This window comes from Pseudomonas juntendi, assembly GCF_009932375.1.
Lineage (GTDB): Bacteria > Pseudomonadota > Gammaproteobacteria > Pseudomonadales > Pseudomonadaceae > Aquipseudomonas > Aquipseudomonas juntendi.
Window position 1 is genome coordinate 1 of the sequence record NZ_BLJG01000136.1, and the last position, 15,787, is coordinate 15,787.

At 63.2% G+C, this 15,787-nt stretch carries 15 protein-coding genes and 1 riboswitch; of the genes, 9 read left to right on the plus strand and 6 right to left on the minus strand.

All coding sequences use genetic code 11. The features are described from left to right. Positions 1–247: 247 nt before the first annotated feature. Complete coding sequence (mqo, locus tag GYA94_RS17955; RefSeq protein ID WP_054881708.1) at positions 248–1,756, minus strand: malate dehydrogenase (quinone); 1,509 nt, start codon at positions 1,754–1,756, stop codon at positions 248–250. A gap of 765 nt (positions 1,757–2,521) precedes the next feature. Here mqo and GYA94_RS17960 point away from each other — a divergent pair. Next, on the plus strand, positions 2,522–3,106 hold the full coding sequence (locus GYA94_RS17960; RefSeq protein ID WP_029886852.1) for a YajG family lipoprotein: 585 nt from the start codon (positions 2,522–2,524) through the stop codon (positions 3,104–3,106). Between the two features lie 95 nt (positions 3,107–3,201). Here GYA94_RS17960 and GYA94_RS17965 read toward each other — a convergent pair whose 3' ends face one another. Next, on the minus strand, positions 3,202–3,408 hold the full coding sequence (locus GYA94_RS17965) for a hypothetical protein (RefSeq protein ID WP_009682946.1): 207 nt from the start codon (positions 3,406–3,408) through the stop codon (positions 3,202–3,204). Positions 3,409–3,568: 160 nt separating this feature from the next. Here GYA94_RS17965 and GYA94_RS17970 point away from each other — a divergent pair, with 160 nt between their 5' ends. Next, on the plus strand, positions 3,569–3,829 hold the full coding sequence (locus GYA94_RS17970; protein WP_110679479.1) for a hypothetical protein: 261 nt from the start codon (positions 3,569–3,571) through the stop codon (positions 3,827–3,829). Between the two features lie 33 nt (positions 3,830–3,862). Here GYA94_RS17970 and GYA94_RS17975 read toward each other — a convergent pair whose 3' ends face one another. Then, entirely contained in the window at positions 3,863–5,029 is a 1,167-nt protein-coding gene (locus tag GYA94_RS17975; protein WP_054912104.1) for a 1-acyl-sn-glycerol-3-phosphate acyltransferase, read from the minus strand. A gap of 124 nt (positions 5,030–5,153) precedes the next feature. On the opposite strand from GYA94_RS17975, the gene GYA94_RS17980 reads away from it, so the two are divergent. The 4 genes from GYA94_RS17980 to GYA94_RS17995 all read left to right on the plus strand — a co-directional run bounded on the left by GYA94_RS17980 (position 5,154) and on the right by GYA94_RS17995 (position 7,150). Further along, positions 5,154–5,336, plus strand: a complete 183-nt coding sequence (locus GYA94_RS17980; protein ID WP_009682943.1) for a CPXCG motif-containing cysteine-rich protein — start codon at positions 5,154–5,156, stop codon at positions 5,334–5,336. Continuing rightward, positions 5,336–5,596, plus strand: a complete 261-nt coding sequence (locus GYA94_RS17985; RefSeq protein ID WP_029887158.1) for a putative signal transducing protein — start codon at positions 5,336–5,338, stop codon at positions 5,594–5,596. Before GYA94_RS17980 ends, GYA94_RS17985 begins: the two co-directional genes overlap by 1 nt. A 15-nt stretch (positions 5,597–5,611) precedes the next feature. Further along, entirely contained in the window at positions 5,612–6,232 is a 621-nt protein-coding gene (locus tag GYA94_RS17990; protein WP_110679480.1) for an SOS response-associated peptidase, read from the plus strand. Positions 6,233–6,331: 99 nt separating this feature from the next. Then, on the plus strand, positions 6,332–7,150 hold the full coding sequence (locus GYA94_RS17995) for a M48 family metallopeptidase (RefSeq protein ID WP_110679481.1): 819 nt from the start codon (positions 6,332–6,334) through the stop codon (positions 7,148–7,150). A 43-nt stretch (positions 7,151–7,193) separates the two neighbouring features. On the opposite strand, the gene GYA94_RS18000 is transcribed toward GYA94_RS17995, so the two are convergent. The 3 genes from GYA94_RS18000 to GYA94_RS18010 form a co-directional block, all read right to left on the minus strand. Beyond that, positions 7,194–7,778 carry a TMEM165/GDT1 family protein gene (locus GYA94_RS18000; RefSeq protein WP_009682938.1) on the minus strand — a complete coding sequence of 195 codons (585 nt, stop codon included), beginning with the start codon at positions 7,776–7,778 and terminating at the stop codon, positions 7,194–7,196. An 88-nt stretch (positions 7,779–7,866) separates the two neighbouring features. Next, a riboswitch (yybP-ykoY riboswitch) is annotated at positions 7,867–8,007 on the minus strand. Positions 8,008–8,045: 38 nt separating this feature from the next. Continuing rightward, positions 8,046–9,044 (minus strand): methyltransferase, encoded by a 999-nt coding sequence (locus tag GYA94_RS18005; protein ID WP_009682937.1) that lies wholly within the window; start codon positions 9,042–9,044, stop codon positions 8,046–8,048. 54 nt (positions 9,045–9,098) lie between these two features. Beyond that, positions 9,099–10,064: a 2-hydroxyacid dehydrogenase gene (locus tag GYA94_RS18010; RefSeq protein WP_110679486.1), complete on the minus strand. Its 966-nt coding sequence runs from the start codon at positions 10,062–10,064 to the stop codon at positions 9,099–9,101. 209 nt (positions 10,065–10,273) lie between these two features. On the opposite strand from GYA94_RS18010, the gene GYA94_RS18015 reads away from it, so the two are divergent. The 3 genes from GYA94_RS18015 to GYA94_RS18025 all read left to right on the plus strand — a co-directional run bounded on the left by GYA94_RS18015 (position 10,274) and on the right by GYA94_RS18025 (position 15,564). Further along, positions 10,274–11,956 (plus strand): fatty acid--CoA ligase, encoded by a 1,683-nt coding sequence (locus GYA94_RS18015; RefSeq protein WP_009682934.1) that lies wholly within the window; start codon positions 10,274–10,276, stop codon positions 11,954–11,956. Positions 11,957–12,287: 331 nt separating this feature from the next. After that, positions 12,288–14,174 carry a DUF1302 domain-containing protein gene (locus GYA94_RS18020; RefSeq protein WP_161892805.1) on the plus strand — a complete coding sequence of 629 codons (1,887 nt, stop codon included), beginning with the start codon at positions 12,288–12,290 and terminating at the stop codon, positions 14,172–14,174. 25 nt (positions 14,175–14,199) lie between these two features. Then, the gene (locus GYA94_RS18025) at positions 14,200–15,564 is read left to right on the plus strand and encodes a DUF1329 domain-containing protein (protein ID WP_110679485.1); all 1,365 of its coding nucleotides are present in this window, start codon (positions 14,200–14,202) and stop codon (positions 15,562–15,564) included. Positions 15,565–15,787: the final 223 nt, after the last annotated feature.

Sequence of the window (15,787 nt, forward strand, 5' to 3'; positions counted from 1 at the left end):
CGCGGACCAACACTGCACCAAAAAAACCCACGCAAAAAAACGCCCCGGTGGGTTATGGCCTTTAAGCGTTATTGGGGCTGCTTTGCAGCCCTTCGCGGGCGCGCCCGCTCCCACACGTTTGGCGCTGCACTCAATAAATGCGTGACCCCTGTGGGAGCGGGCGTGCCCGCGAAGGGCCGCAAAGCGGCCCCCAATTACTTAACTGACTGGCATTACCCCGAAGGGCGTTTTTTCGTTACCGGGCCAGTCAGGCGTAATGCTTGGCTGCCGGGCTGCTTTCCACCAGGTCCAGTGCCGCGTCGTTATCTGCACTGATCTTGCGGTACAGGGCAGCATCGGTCGCCAGGGTCTTCTCGCGTGCGGGGAAGATTTCCTTGAGTTTGTCGGCCCAGGCCCCTTTGGCCTGCTCAGGGAAGCAACGCTCGATCAGTTCCAGCATGATCGAAACGGTCACCGAGGCACCTGGCGAGGCGCCGAGCAGTGCAGCCAGGCTGCCGTCCTGCGCCGAGACCAGCTCGGTGCCGAATTGCAGCACGCCGCCTTTCTTCGGGTCTTTCTTGATGATTTGCACGCGCTGACCTGCGACTTCCAGGCGCCAGTCTTCGGCCTTGGCCTGCGGGTAGAAGCGCCGCAGGGCTTCCAGGCGCTGTTCCATCGACTGCATCACTTCGCTGACCAGGTACTTGGTCAGGTCCATGTTGTCGCGGGCCACGGCCAGCATCGGGCCGATATTGCCCATGCGTACCGACAGCGGCAGGTCCATCAGCGAACCGTGCTTCAGGAACTTGGTGGTAAAGCCGGCATAAGGGCCGAACAGCAGCGAAGTCTTGCCGTCTACAACCCGGGTGTCCAGGTGCGGTACCGACATCGGTGGCGCACCCACGGCGGCCTGGCTGTAAACCTTGGCCTGGTGCTGCTTGACGATTTCCGGGTTGTCGCAGCGCAGCCACTGGCCGCTGACCGGGAAGCCGCCAAAACCTTTGCTCTCCGGGATGCCGGACATCTGCAGCAGCGGCAGGGCCGCGCCGCCGGCGCCCAGGAACACGAAGCGGGCGTCCACTTCACGGCTGCCGCCGCTGTTGACGTCCTTGATGCTGACGGTCCAACCGCTGCCGTTACGGCGCAGGCCGACGACCTTCTTGCTGTATTTGACCTGCGCGTCCGGCGCGTCACCCAGCAGCTTCAGCAGCTTCAGGGTCAGGGCGCCGAAGTTGACGTCGGTGCCTTTGGCCACGCGGGTCGCGGCGATGTGCTGGTCGGCAGGGCGGCCAGGCATCATCAGCGGCATCCAGTCGTTCATCACGGCCTTGTCTTCGGTGTACTCCATCTCGGAGAAGGCATGGTGCTGCTTGAGCAGCTCGAAGCGCTTCTTGAGGAAGGCAACACCCTTGTCACCCTCGACGTAGCTCAGGTGCGGGACAGGGTTGATGAACGCACGCGCCGAGCCGAAGTTGTCCTTCTTGCTCAGGTAGGCCCAGAACTGGCGCGAAACCTCGAACTGGGTGTTGATGTGCACGGCCTTCTTGATGTCGATGCTGCCATCGGCGGCCTGCGGCGTGTAGTTCAGCTCGCACAGGCCGGCGTGGCCGGTGCCTGCGTTGTTCCAGGGGTTGGAGCTTTCCGCGGCTCCGGAGTCCATCGCCTCGACGACCTCAAGCTTCAGGGTCGGGTCAAGCTCCTTGAGCAGTACGGCCAGGGTGGCACTCATGATGCCCGCGCCTACCAGTACCACATCAACCGATTCGTTCTGCGCCATTTAACGCGTCTCCACAATCTACAGCTACCTAATTGACAGCATAGGACCTGGGGTTGCCAGGGTCGCCATGTCCGGCTTTTCGCAGTTCTTGCAACTTCCGCGGACACCGCCAACCAGTCTTCGGGTTCAGGTATTGAACGCCGTTTGCCAGGGCTGCGGCAATTCGACTTATGGTCAAGGTGTCGTGCGTGCGTTATGGAGCGGGTCAGGCACTCATGCAGGATGAGCGCATTTGCCGCCTGTTCAGGGCTGTTCGGGACACATCTGCCGCTTTTACACATGCCAGACTGTTCATTTGCTCGCCACACTCTTGTGAAGTTGTGAAAACCGTTTTTTCACGCTCTTTTGGAGACGTGAACCTCAAAAAGGGACTGCGCGATGGCAACCCGCAGGTTCATGCAGCGTGAAGGGCCGGAAAAGCAGGCACGACAGCCGATGCAAGACCTCAGTGGAAGGCTCTCTGTGGGCGAAGCGTTGAAGTTGCCGGGGTCAATCGGCGAGTGCGGGGCCCGATCAGGAGACGTCCTTATAATCGGGGGGAGATTATAACGATGTCGCGGGCAGAAATGTCGCCATTCGTGGTTTTTATTGCAGCGTTTGTCAGGCCAGGCGCATGCGCGGCTGCCAATGCCGGCTTGCGCGGGCGCAAAGCACAGGCCCGGGCAGTGCATGAAAGCATTGTCACAAGCGGGCTGGGACCGATGACTGGCCGATGCGGGGCTGGGTATACTGTGCGCCTTAGCCGCATTTTCTGGAGAAACGCGCATGTTGCAACGTCTGTTGTTCGGTTTGCTTGCCGTGGCCAGCCTCAGCCTGGTCGGTTGTGCCCACAGCCCGCAACAACTCAACCCGCAACCCACGCTCAAGGCCCAACTCGCGCCGGTCGGTCATGGCCAGCCGGTGGTGGTCCGGGTGGTTGACGGTCGCCCATCGCAGTCGCTGGGTACCCGTGGTGGCATGTACCCTGAAACCAGCACCATCAGCGTCAGTGGCAACGACGTGGTGCCCAAGCTGCAAGCCCAGGCTGAAGCGGCTGTGCGCCTGCTCGGCTTCACGCCTACGGCCAACGCCTACAACGCGCCGCAGTTGACCGTGACCCTGGCCGAGCTGAAGTACCAGTCGCCCAAAGACAACCTGTACGTGACCGAAGCCACGATCGGTGCCACCTTCCGTGCCGACGTGAAAAATGGCGGCCGCAGCTACAGCGGCCGTTACGGCGCGTCGCTCGACCAGCGCTTCGGCATGGCACCGAACCAGGACACCAACACCCAGTTGGTAGGCGACGTTCTGAGCGATGCGCTGACCCGCATGTTCAAAGACCCGAGCATTGGCCAGATCCTGGCCCAGTAAGCCCTCTGCGCTGCTGAAAACCCGCTGCCTGGTCGCTAGGCAGCGGGTTTTTTTGTGCCTCGCCCACGCTTGCCGGTGGGGTGGCCGGCGCAGGTTCACGCCGCCTCTATGTGGAAATCCAGCAGGCTGAAGCCAGTGCCGGCGTCCACCTCCGGCAGGTCTGCATGCACATGCCCGCCCAGCGCGCAGTAGACCAGCCACTGGCGGTCTTGCACATTGATGGCAAAACCATCGATCAGCGCCTGTTGCTCCTCGCTTTGGGCAACGAGGTAAAGGCGGTCCTGGTTTTCGGCGTGCAGCATGAAGTAGCTCCGGTTCATGGGAAGGTCGACAGGGTGGCCTGCTCAGATGACGAGCCGATGACAGATGAAATTAAATGACAGTTTGTCGCCAATGCCGGGCAGCGAAGGGCGAGTTGCGTAGAATGCGGGCCTTCGCCGTCGCTTACACCGAGGTTGCGTGATGTCCTTGCAAGTGCTTTGGGTTTTTCTGGCCGCCCATCCCACCAAGTTGATCAATGTGCTGGCGCTGCTGCTGACCTGCCCGGGCGGGTTGCTGCTGCAAAGCGCGCGGCGGCGCGCGGCCGAAACCCGCGAGAGCCTGGCGTTTGAGGAGGGGGTAGTGGATGCCTTCGACCTGCGGGTGCCCAAGTACTTCTACATTCTGGGCTTCGCTTGCCTGGCCATGGCGCTGCTGCTGTCCTGGCTCAGCACCTGGGTTTGAGATTGGGGGGCTGCAAGGCAGCCCCGCAATCGGTCAGGCAACCGGCGCCTGCTGCCTGACCTGGTACTGGTTGCGCACCGGTGTCGCATACTGCAATACCAGGTACGGCCGCTGCTCTTCAGGGCAGGCGGCCAGCCGACGTTGCCATTCTTCCTTGGCCTTGGCCAGTTCGTCGGCCGGGAACACCTGTTCTGCGCCAGGTACCTGCAGGGCTTCGTCCTTACCCTCCCACATTGCGTAGGCCAGGTAATGCACCGGGAACAAGCGGTAGCCAGCCAGGATCTGACGGTCGATTTCTGCGGCCAACTGCTTGGTATCCTCGTAGTACTCGGTCACCGGTGGCGCGAAGTTGATGTGCACCCGGCCCTTGTAGCCGGTAATGCCCTTGGCGATGCTGTTGTCGTCCTCACCTGGGGCCTTCTGGTAGCTGCCAGTGGTGGCGCGGATATACAGCTCGCGGGCTTTGGCCTGGTCGCACGGGTCGTACTCGTAGCTGATCGACACCGGCGTCAGGTTCAGGCTCTGGATGACGGCGCCGAACGCCTCGTCCTTGCGGCTCATGTGGAACATCTTGAGGATCGCCGAGTCGGTGCGGTCGTCACCGTCCTTGGCGCGGCCCTCGGCCTGGGCGATCCAGATCGAGGTGGCGTCGTTGCGGATCGAGTGGTTGATGTAGGCCGAGAGCAGCTGATAAGCCGCCAGCTTTTCACGGCGCCCGCTGATCGAACGGTGCACGATGAAACTCTTGTTCAGGCGCATCATGTCGCTGACGAACGGCTTTTGCAGCAGGTTGTCGCCAATGGCGATGCGCGGCGTGGGCAGGCCGGCGTGGTACACCGCGTAGTTGACGAAGGCCGGGTCCATCACGATGTCGCGGTGGTTGGCCAGGAACAGGTAGGCCGTACCTGCCTTCAGCTGCTCCACACCGGAATAGGTGACGCCGTCGGTGGCGCGGTCGATGGTCTGGTCAACGTAGTACTCGACCTTGTCCTGCAGGGTGGAAACGCAGGTCACACCGGCGAATTCCTTGCGCAGGCGGCGGGCGATCAGCGGTTTGAGCAGCCAGCCGAAAGCCCCGGCTGCCCGCGGGAAGCGGAAGTGGGTGAGGATATCGAGGAATGCCGGGTCGCTGAGCAGGCGGGCCAGAACCGCAGGTACCTCAGCGTCGTCGTAGGGTCGGATGGCATCGAATTCGCCCATCATGCTCTCTTGTTGGAAACGGCTAGGGTAATAAACAGGGGCAGGCTCCGAAAAACGGCTCGGACGCACACGGGCCCCGTAAACAGACCGACAATTATACGCATAAGTCACCCCGGAGGCCGCGATGCTCGAAACTGCGTTCTACGATTGCCCTTATTGCGGCGAAGAGGTCGAAACCACGGTGGACCTGTCCGGTGGCGATCAGGAGTACATCGAGGACTGCCAGGTGTGCTGCAGGCCGATTCGTTTCGTGCTGCAGGTGCATGGCGAGGAATGGATGCTGGATGTCTACGGCGAGAACGAATGATGCGGCGGATCTACGAACCGGAAAACCTGCTTGAAGCCGAAATGCTGGCCGGGATGCTCGCCAGTGAAGGCATCGCGGTGCAGGTGGTGGGCCGTGACCTGATCGGTGCAGTCGGCGAGCTGCCCATGCAAGGGTTGCTAGGGCTTGCGGTCGCCGATGAGCAGGCCGAGTACGCACGGCAGCTGATCGATGCGTACAATGAGGCCCAGCCACTGGTTGGCGACGAACCGGAGAGTATCCCCGGTACCTTGATCTGCTAGGTTCTGAATTCGCTCATGTGTGGACGTTACGCCCTGTTTCGCTGGCCCCAGGCCCTTGCCAGTCTGCCGGGGTTCCCCGCGGGCCAGCCGGCCCAATGGAATATCGCACCTGGGGCATCGGTGCTGATCCAGCGCCAGCTTGACGGCCAGCAGCAACTGGCCATGGCGCGTTGGGGGCTGACCCCGGCGTGGCTCACCGACCTGTCCCGCACCCCCGCTCATGCCCGCGCCGAAACCCTGGCCGAGCAACCGATGTTCCGTGAGGCGTTTCGCCAGCGCCGCTGCCTGATGCCGGCCAACGGCTTTTACGAGTGGCGGGGCACGGTACGCAAGCGTCCTTATTGGCTGACGCCGGGGGAGGGCGCCTCGTTGTACTTTGCGGCCATATGGGAAGCCTACCCCGTGCAGGACCAGGTGTGGCTGAGTTGCGCGGTGGTGACCCAGGCGGCCATGAACCAGCGCCGGCCGCTGATCCTCGACGATGCGGGCCAGGCTGCCTGGCTCGATCCGGATACGCCGGTTACCCGCTTGCACGAACTGCTGGCCAGCCCGCCTGCGCCACTGCGCGAAAGGGCCTTGGCGAATTTAGTCAATGACCCGAAGCTGGATGCGCCGGAGTGTCTTACCCCGCTTTGATGGGTGGCCGGTGCTGGTGATGAAAATCTTCCCTGCGGCTATGGCGGCTACCGGCGAGTCGGCCTAGGATACGGCGCATGCAAAAAAGGGAGTGTTTTCATGCGTAAGTCTTTTGTCGTCAGCCTGTTGAGTGCTGGCATCGTGCTGGGCGGCTGCCAGGCGGTGAATACCACCAGTGGCGGTGCTGTCGGCGTCGAGCGCCAGCAGTACATGTTCAGCATGCTCTCCACCGATGAAGTCAACCAGATGTACGCCCAGTCGTACCAGCAGACCCTCGGTGAAGCCTCCAGCAAGGGGGTGCTCGACAAGTCCAGTGCCGATGCCAAGCGTGTGCAGGCCATCGCCAGCCGGCTGATTGACCAGGCCCCCAAGTTCCGCCCGGATTCCGCGCAGTGGGACTGGCAAGTCAACGTGATCAAGAGCGACGAGCTGAACGCCAACTGCGGCCCTGGCGGCAAGATCATCGTGTATACCGGCCTGATCGATCAGCTCAAGCTTACCGACGCGGAAATTGCCGCCGTTGTCGGTCACGAAATCGCCCACGCCCTGCGTGAGCACAGCCGCGAGGCGATGTCCAAGGCCTATGGTGTGGAAATGGCGCGCCAGGGGGCGGGTGCCATCTTTGGCCTGGGCCAGAACAGCATGGCCATGGCCGACACCGTGGTGAACTACGCCATGACCCTGCCCAACAGCCGGGCCAACGAAAACGAAGCCGACCTGATCGGCCTGGAGTTGTCGGCCCGTGCCGGCTACGACCCGAACGCCGCAATTACCTTGTGGAACAAGATGAGCAAGGCGTCCGAAGGCGCCCCGCCCGAGTTCATGAGCACTCACCCGGCATCTTCCAGCCGCATTGCATCGCTGCAGGCGGCCATTCCCAAGGTGATGCCGCTGTATCAGGCCGCGGCCAAGCCATGATCGCTTGAAGCGTGGGGGCGCACGGCGCCCCCGTGTTTTCCGGTTACCCGACCCAGCCACTGGCCTTCATCGCCGAGTACACGGCCACGATCGCCAGTACGAAGAACGCCGCGGCCGCCAGGCGACGGATCAGCGTCAGCGGCAGCTTGTCGGCTGCAAAGTTGCCCGCCAGCACCACGGGTACGTTGGCAATCAGCATGCCCAGGGTGGTGCCGATGATGACCATGATCAGGTGCGGGTATTGGGCCGCCAGCATCACGGTAGCGACCTGGGTCTTGTCACCGATTTCGGCGAGGAAGAACGCAATCAGCGTGGTCAGGAACGGGCCGAAGCGGCGCGCCGGGTTCTCGTCATCGTCCATTTTGTCCGGTACCAGGGTCCAGAGCGCCGTGGCGGTGAAGCTCGCGGCCAGGATCCAGTGCAGGGCCGAATCGCTGAAGAAGCTACCGACCCACGCCCCCACGGCACCGGCTGCGGCATGGTTGGCCAGTGTGGCGGCGATGATGCCGGCAATGATCGGCCATGGCTTGCGGAAGCGCGCGGCGAGAATGAGTGCGAGCAGCTGCGTCTTGTCGCCGATTTCGGCGAGCGCAACGATGGCGGTGGGGACCAACAGAGATTCCAGCATCAGGATTCCTACGGGGGGCGGGTCGACACGGCTATGACACGTACAGCCTTCCCGCCCCGGGTAAGGTGTGCGTGTCATAGGTCTTGTCAAACCCCGGATCCGTCTATGCGGATCTCTCCATGCACGTGGGCATGGGGGTCGCACGCGCCATGGTCTGTGGACCAAGTATGTTGACGCGTACCGGGCGAGCGGTGGGCTCGCGGGAGACTACTCCCCTAGGACGGAGCGGATTCTGCCTTGGCAAAACGCTTTCAGCAAGCGCTGTTTTCAGCCATGCACGGCCTGGTAGATTCGGAAGCCTTCCGCCTCATCGCGTATCTGGCAGTTGCCCAGCGCCCCTTCGATCAGCGGCTGGTAGCGCAGGAAGCTATTGGCGACCAAGCGCATTTCGCCCCCTTTTCGCAGATGAACCGCTAATTTTCTCAGCAAGTTTTCCGAGGCCTGGTAATTGGTGTGCACCCCGGTATGGAACGGCGGGTTGCTAAGAATCAGGCTCAGGTCGAGCGGTGCTGCATCAATGCCATCACCGCTGATCACCTCACCTTCCAGGCCGTTTGCAGCCAGGGTCAGACGGCTGGCCGCCACGGCGAAGGCATCCACGTCCAGCAACGTCACCCGGTTGTGCGGGTAACGGCGCTTGACCGTGGCACCCAGCACCCCGGCACCGCAACCGAAGTCCAGCATGTGGCCGCTGGGCAGGTTGTCCAGGTGCTTGAGCAGCAGCGCAGTGCCGCGGTCCAGGCGGCCGTGGCTGAACACACCGGGCAGGCTGACCACTTGCAGCGGGCCGTCTTCCAAGGCCAGTTCGAAGCGCTGGGCCAGGCTCTGCAGCGGTGTCGCCTGCGGGGCCTGGTCGACCGTCACCTGCCACAGCTGGCAATGCCGCGCGCTGTCAAGCTTGCGCGGCTTGCCGAAAGCCTGCAACAGCTTGGCCGCGCCCTCGATGCCACCGCGTTTTTCACCGACCAGGTACAGCGCGCGACCCGCCAGGCGGGAAGCCAGGGCGTTGAGCAGGTAGGCGGCCAATTCGCGGGATTTGGGCAGGAACAGCACGGCGCTGTCGAACGCGCCCGCCGGGGGCTCTACGCCATACTGGCTGCGGCCCGCAAAGCGGCCTTCGAGCACGGCCTGGTCGCCGGCGTGCCACGACCAGGCGCGAGCTTCGGGCAACTGCCCGAGCAAGCCGTCGGCGGGGGCGCCTGCGAGCAGCAGCGGGCCCTGGAACAGCTCCGCCTGGCGGAGCAATACTTCACTGCGCGGGTCCATGAACGACGCCTCCTAGAAAAAAGTGGCGCAGTGTAGCAGAGCCCGGCGCCTGGCTCAGCTGACCACGCGGCGTGGCTGCCCGGCGAAAAAGGCCTGGGCGTTCTCGCTGAGCTGGCCGACGATACGCTGGCGCGCCTCCACCGCGCCCCAGGCGCTGTGTGGGGTGATGATCAGGCGCGGGATACCGGCTTCGAGCAGCGGGTTGCCGTTGACCGGCGGCTCCACGCTCAATACGTCGGTGGCAGCGCCGCCCAGGTGGCCACTGCGCAGCGCATCGGCCAGGGCCTGCTCATTGATCAGGCCGCCGCGCGCGGTGTTCACCACCAGCGCCCCAGGCTTGAGCAGGGCCAGCTCGCGCGCCCCCAGCATGTGCCGGGTGTGCTCGTTCAAGGGGCAGTGCAGGGTCAGCGCGTCAACCTGCGGCAACAACGCCTCCAGCGGCAGCCGGTCGGCGCGCTGCGGGCGGCCGGGGATCAGCCCGCTCAGTACGCGCATGCCGAACGCTTCGGCCAGCCGCGCCACCGCGCCGCCCAACTCACCGTGGCCAAGCAGGCCAAGGGTTTTGCCCTGCAGTTCGACAATCGGGAAATCCAGCAGGCAGAACTGGTTGGCCTTGGCCCATTGCCCCTCTGCCACCGCCTGGTGGTAGTCGCACAGCCGCGTGGCCAGCGCCAGCAGCAGCGCGAGGGTGTGCTGGGCGACAGACGGCGTGCCGTAGCCCTGGCAGTTGCACACCGTGATGCCCTGGGCGCGGGCGGCGGCCAGGTCGACGTTGTTGGTGCCGGTGGCAGCCACCAGAATCAGCTTCAATTGCGGGTTGGCGGCCAGCACGGCGGCGTCGAGCACAACCTTGTTGCTGACCACTGCTACCGCGCCCTGCAGGCGCTCGGCGACCTGTTCCGGGGCGGTGGCGGCGAACAGCTCGAACTGGTCGAACTGCTGCTGCAGGGGCGACAGATCCAGGTCGCCGAGGTCCAGGGACTGGTGGTCGAGAAACACGGCGCGACGCGGGCTGGGCATGAACATCTCCTGGGCAGGGGCGGGTTTGTGGTGGGCTCCCGGCGCAGTGTCTAGCTCAACCTCGCCGCCCGTCAACGCCTTGCGGCTCATACCTTGGCCAGGCAAATCATTCCTTCGGCTGATTTGGCCGTCACATTGGCGAACTACAGTAACTCCCCAGATCAGCTCCCCACAGACTTTTCCGGCCCGCTTCCAAGAAAGGGATACCCATGTTGCAGACCCGCATCATCAAGCCCGCCGAGGGCGCCTATGCCTATCCATTACTGATCAAGCGCCTGCTGATGTCTGGCAGCCGCTACGAAAAGACCCGCGAAATCGTCTACCGCGACCAGATGCGGCTGACCTACCCACAGCTCAACGAGCGTATCGCCCGGCTGGCCAACGTGCTGACCGAGGCCGGGGTCAAGGCCGGTGACACCGTGGCGGTCATGGACTGGGACAGCCACCGCTACCTGGAATGCATGTTTGCCATCCCGATGATCGGCGCCGTGGTGCATACCATCAACGTGCGCCTGTCACCCGAGCAGATCCTCTACACCATGAACCACGCCGAAGACCGGGTGGTGCTGGTCAACAGTGACTTTGTCGGCCTGTACCAGGCCATCGCCGGGCAATTGACCACCGTCGACAAGACCGTACTGCTGACCGATGGCCCGGCCCAGGTCGCCGACCTGCCCGGGCTGGTGGGTGAGTACGAACAACTGCTCGCCGCCGCCAGCCCGAGCTACGACTTCCCCGACTTCGACGAGAACTCGGTGGCGACCACGTTCTACACCACTGGCACCACCGGCAACCCCAAGGGCGTGTACTTCACCCATCGGCAACTGGTGCTGCATACCCTGGCCGAGGCTTCGGTCACCGGCAGTATCGACAGCGTGCGCCTGCTGGGCAGCGATGACGTCTACATGCCGATCACGCCGATGTTCCACGTGCATGCCTGGGGCATTCCCTACGCGGCCACCATGCTCGGCATGAAGCAGGTGTATCCCGGTCGTTACGAGCCCGAGATGCTGATCAGGCTGTGGCGTGAAGAGAACGTCACCTTCTCCCACTGTGTGCCGACCATCCTGCAGATGCTGCTCAACTGCCCGACTGCCCAAGGCCAGGACTTCGGCGGCTGGAAGATCATCATCGGCGGCAGCTCGCTGAACCGGTCGCTGTACCAGGCGGCGCTGGCCCGCGGCATCCAGCTGACCGCAGCGTACGGCATGTCCGAGACCTGCCCGCTGATATCCGCCGCGCACCTGAACGACGAGTTGCAGGCCGGCAGTGAGGATGAGCGCGTCACCTACCGTATCAAGGCCGGGGTGCCGGTGCCGTTGGTGGAGGCGGCGATTGTCGACGGCGACGGCAACTTCCTGCCCGCCGATGGCGAAACCCAGGGCGAGCTGGTGCTGCGTGCACCGTGGCTGACCCAGGGTTACTTCAAGGAGCCGGAAAAGAGCGAAGAGCTGTGGCTGGGCGGCTGGCTGCACACCGGCGACGTCGCCACCCTCGACAACATGGGGTACATCGACATACGCGACCGTATCAAGGATGTGATCAAGACCGGGGGCGAGTGGGTGTCGTCACTCGACCTGGAAGACCTGGTCAGCCGCCACCCGGCCGTGCGTGAAGTCGCGGTGGTGGGGGTGGCCGACCCGCAGTGGGGCGAGCGCCCGTTTGCCCTGCTGGTGGTGCGCGAGGGCATGGCGATCGATGCGAAAGCGCTGAAGGACCACCTCAAGCCGTTCGTCGAGCAAGGCCATATCAATAAATGGGCGATTCCCAGCCAGATCGCCGTTGTTACTGAAATTCCCAAGACCAGTGTCGGCAAGCTGGACAAGAAGCGCATACGCCAGGACATCGTGCAGTGGCAGGCCAGCAACAGCGCCTTCCTGTCCACCCTGTAAACCCGGGGCGGGTCGCGTGCGACAGAACGCGACCCGCGTTCTAGAGCGGCTGGCGCCTTGCCAAATGGTAAAAATGCGCCATCCTTGAGCACTGCCAGCACGCGATCAAGGAAAAAACCAACGAGTGGTTGGCACGGAGCGCAAATCACACTTTAGAGGGATCAAGCGCCTGTGCCTTGCTGGCTATAGTCGGGGCCAGGGGATTTTCAGGAATGGGGGAGGGCGTCACGCGCTAGCCGTGCCGCCGCGGGCGCAAGCCTGCAAACCGGTCACTCGGGCCGTTCTTGAAAGGACTCACTGCCATAACAATAAAGTACATGGAGTAGCGTCGATGAAATCTGCAAATCCGTTCTGGCGCCGGGCCAAGCTGCCCTTGGCCGTCAGCATCGCTTCCACGCTCGCAAGTCCTGCTTTCGCTGTCAGTTTCAACATCGGTGAAATCGAAGGCCAGTTCGACTCGTCGCTCTCCATTGGCGCCAGCTGGTCGACCGCCAACCCCAACCGGAACCTGATCGGGGTGAACAACGGCGGCAAGGGCCTGTCGCAGACCTCCGACGACGGTCACCTGAACTTCAAGAAGGGCGAAACCTTCTCCAAGATCTTCAAGGGTATCCATGACCTGGAGCTCAAGTACGGTGATACCGGCGTATTCGTGCGCGGCAAGTACTGGTATGACTTCGAGCTGAAGGACGAAGGTCGCGAATTCAAGGACATCAGCGATTCCAACCGCAAGGAAGGGGCCAAGTCGTCCGGCGCCGAACTGCTCGACGCCTTCGTCTACCACAACTACTCGATCGGTGATCAGCCGGGCTCGGTTCGCCTCGGCAAGCAGGTGGTCAGCTGGGGCGAAAGTACCTTCATCGGTGGCGGCATCAACGCGATCAACCCCATCGACGTGTCGGCGTTCCGCCGCCCGGGTGCCGAGATCAAGGAAGGCCTGATTCCGGTCAACATGTTCTACATCTCGCAGAGCCTGACCGACAACCTGTCGGCCGAGGCCTTCTATCAGCTGGAGTGGGACCAGACGGTCGTCGACAACTGCGGCACGTTCTTCTCGCAACCCGACATCATCGCCGATGGCTGTACCGACAACCTGCGCGTGCTCAACAGCAGCCGCACGGTACCGGGCGCCGCCCAGCAGTTTCTTGCCACGCGCGGCGTGAACATCAACGAAGAGGGCGTGATGGTGCGCCGTGGTGCCGACCGCGATGCGCGTGACAGCGGGCAGTTCGGTGTGGCCATGCGCTACATGTTCGAGCCGCTGGACACCGAGTTCGGTGCCTACTTCATGAACTACCACAGCCGTGCGCCAATCTTCAGCGCCACAGGGGCCGCACCTTCGGTATTTGCAGGGCTCAGCGCGCTGCCTGCGCAACTGCGGGCGCTGGCGCCGCTGATCGTGGCCGGCAATTCCGAGTACTTCGTCGAATACCCGGAAGACATTCGCCTGTATGGCTTGAGCTTCTCCACCACATTGCCCACTGGCACCGCCTGGAGCGGCGAAATCAGCTACCGGCCCAACGCACCGGTGCAGCTCAATACCACGGACATCCTGTTTGCCGGGGTTCGCCCGATTGGTGGCGCGTTGAGCAACGCCTCGCTGCTGACAGGCACCCCTGGCCAGGACCTGCATGGCTATAGTCGCAAGGAGATCACTCAGTTCCAGACGACCCTCACGCACTTCTTCGACCAGGTGATGGGCGCCAGCCGCATGACCGTGGTCGGCGAGCTGGGTGTGACCCACGTCGGTGGCCTGGAGAACGCGCACGATACCCGCTACGGCCGTGACCCGGTATTCGGCCCAGGCCCGTTGCCCGCTACCGGCGGCGCAGATACCTGCCAGGCACTCAACAGCAGCACCATCGCCGGCGCGGGTGCAGGGGCCTCCACCGCCAACCTGAACCGCAATTGCGAGAACGACGGCTACACCACCAGTACCTCGTGGGGCTACCGCGCCCGCGTGATCTGGGATTACAACGACGTGTTCGCCGGGGTCAACCTGAAACCGAGCGTGGCCTGGTCGCACGACGTGTCGGGCTATTCGCCAGGCCCTGGCGGCAACTTCGAGGAAGGCCGCAAGGCAGTCAGCCTGGGCCTGGACGCCGAGTACCAGAACACCTACACGGCGAGCCTGTCGTACACCAACTTCTTCGACGGCAAGTACAGCACCGTGGATGACCGCGACTTCGTCGCCCTCAGCTTCGGCGTGAACTTCTAAGCCCACAGATCCAGGACAACACGACATGAACAAGACCAGAAGTCTGCTGCAAGCCGGTGTGCTGGGCCTGTCCCTGCTGGCGACCAGCGTCATGGCTGCGGTATCCGCCGACGAGGCGGCCAAGCTGGGTAGCACGCTGACCCCGATGGGCGCCGAAAAGGCCGGTAACGCCGATGGTTCGATCGGCCCATGGCAGCCCTTGTCGAAAACCGCAGGCAGCGTCGATGGCAAAGGCTTCCTGTCCGACCCGTACGGCAGTGAGAAGCCACTGTTCACCATCACTGCGCAAAACGCCGAGCAGTACAAGGACAAGCTCTCGCCAGGCCAGATGGCCATGCTCAAGCGTTACCCGGACACCTACAAGATCCCGGTATTCAAGACCCACCGCGGTTCCACCGTGCCTGCCGACGTGTTCGCCGCCATCAAGGAGAACGCCACCAAGACTACCCTGGTGGAAGGCGGCAACGGCCTGAGCAACTTCCGCACCGCGATACCGTTCCCCATTCCGAAAAGCGGCCTGGAGGTGATCTGGAACCACATCACCCGCTACCGGGGTGGCAGCGTCAGCCGCCTGGTTACCCAGGCCACGCCGCAACAGAACGGCTCCTTCAACCCCGTGTACTTTTCCGACCAGTTCGTCTTCCGCGACAAGATGAAGGATTACGACCCGAACAACCCGGGCAACATCCTGTTCTACTTCAAGCAGGAAGTTACCGCCCCGGCGCGCCTGGCCGGTACCGTACTGCTGGTGCACGAAACCCTCGACCAGGTCAAGGATCCGCGCAAGGCCTGGATCTACAACGCCGGCCAGCGCCGAGTGCGCCAGGCGCCACAGGTGTCGTACGACGGCCCGGGTACCGCCGCCGATGGCCTGCGCACGTCGGACAACCTGGACATGTACAACGGCGCGCCAGACCGCTATGACTGGAAGCTGGAGGGCAAGAAGGAGCTGTACATCGCCTCCAACGCCTTCAAGCTCGACGACCCCAAGCTCAAGTACACCGACATCATCAAGGCCGGGCACATCAACCAGGACCTGGCCCGTTATGAGCTGCGCCGTGTCTGGCATGTGGTCGCCACGCTGAAGCCGGGGCAGCGGCATATCTACGCCAAGCGTGACTTCTACATCGACGAAGACACCTGGCAGGCCGCAGTGATCGACCAGTACGATGGCCGTGGCCAGCTGTGGCGCGTGTCCGAGGCGCATGCCCAGCCTTACTACAATGTCGAGGTACCGTGGTACACCCTGGAGGCCATCTACGACCTGCAGTCTGGTCGTTACCTGGCGCTAGGTATGAAGAACGAAGAGAAGCGTGCTTATGACTTCGGCTTCAGTGCCAGCAAAGCCGACTTCCAACCGGCGGCGCTGCGTCAGTCCGGCATTCGCTGAGCAGAACGCATTCAAGCGCCGGTTTACCGTAATGTTGTTCACTTGTGTGTGATGTCACACTGATTGGGGCTGCTGCGCAGCCCATCGCGACACAAGGCCGCTCCCACAGGTACTGCACAGTACTCCAGCCCTATGTAATACCTGTGGGAGATTCTATGGTGCCTGGCAAGGGTAGCCGGAGCATCTTCAGCGCCTGTGAGATCGAGCGCCGCCCGCGCGGCGC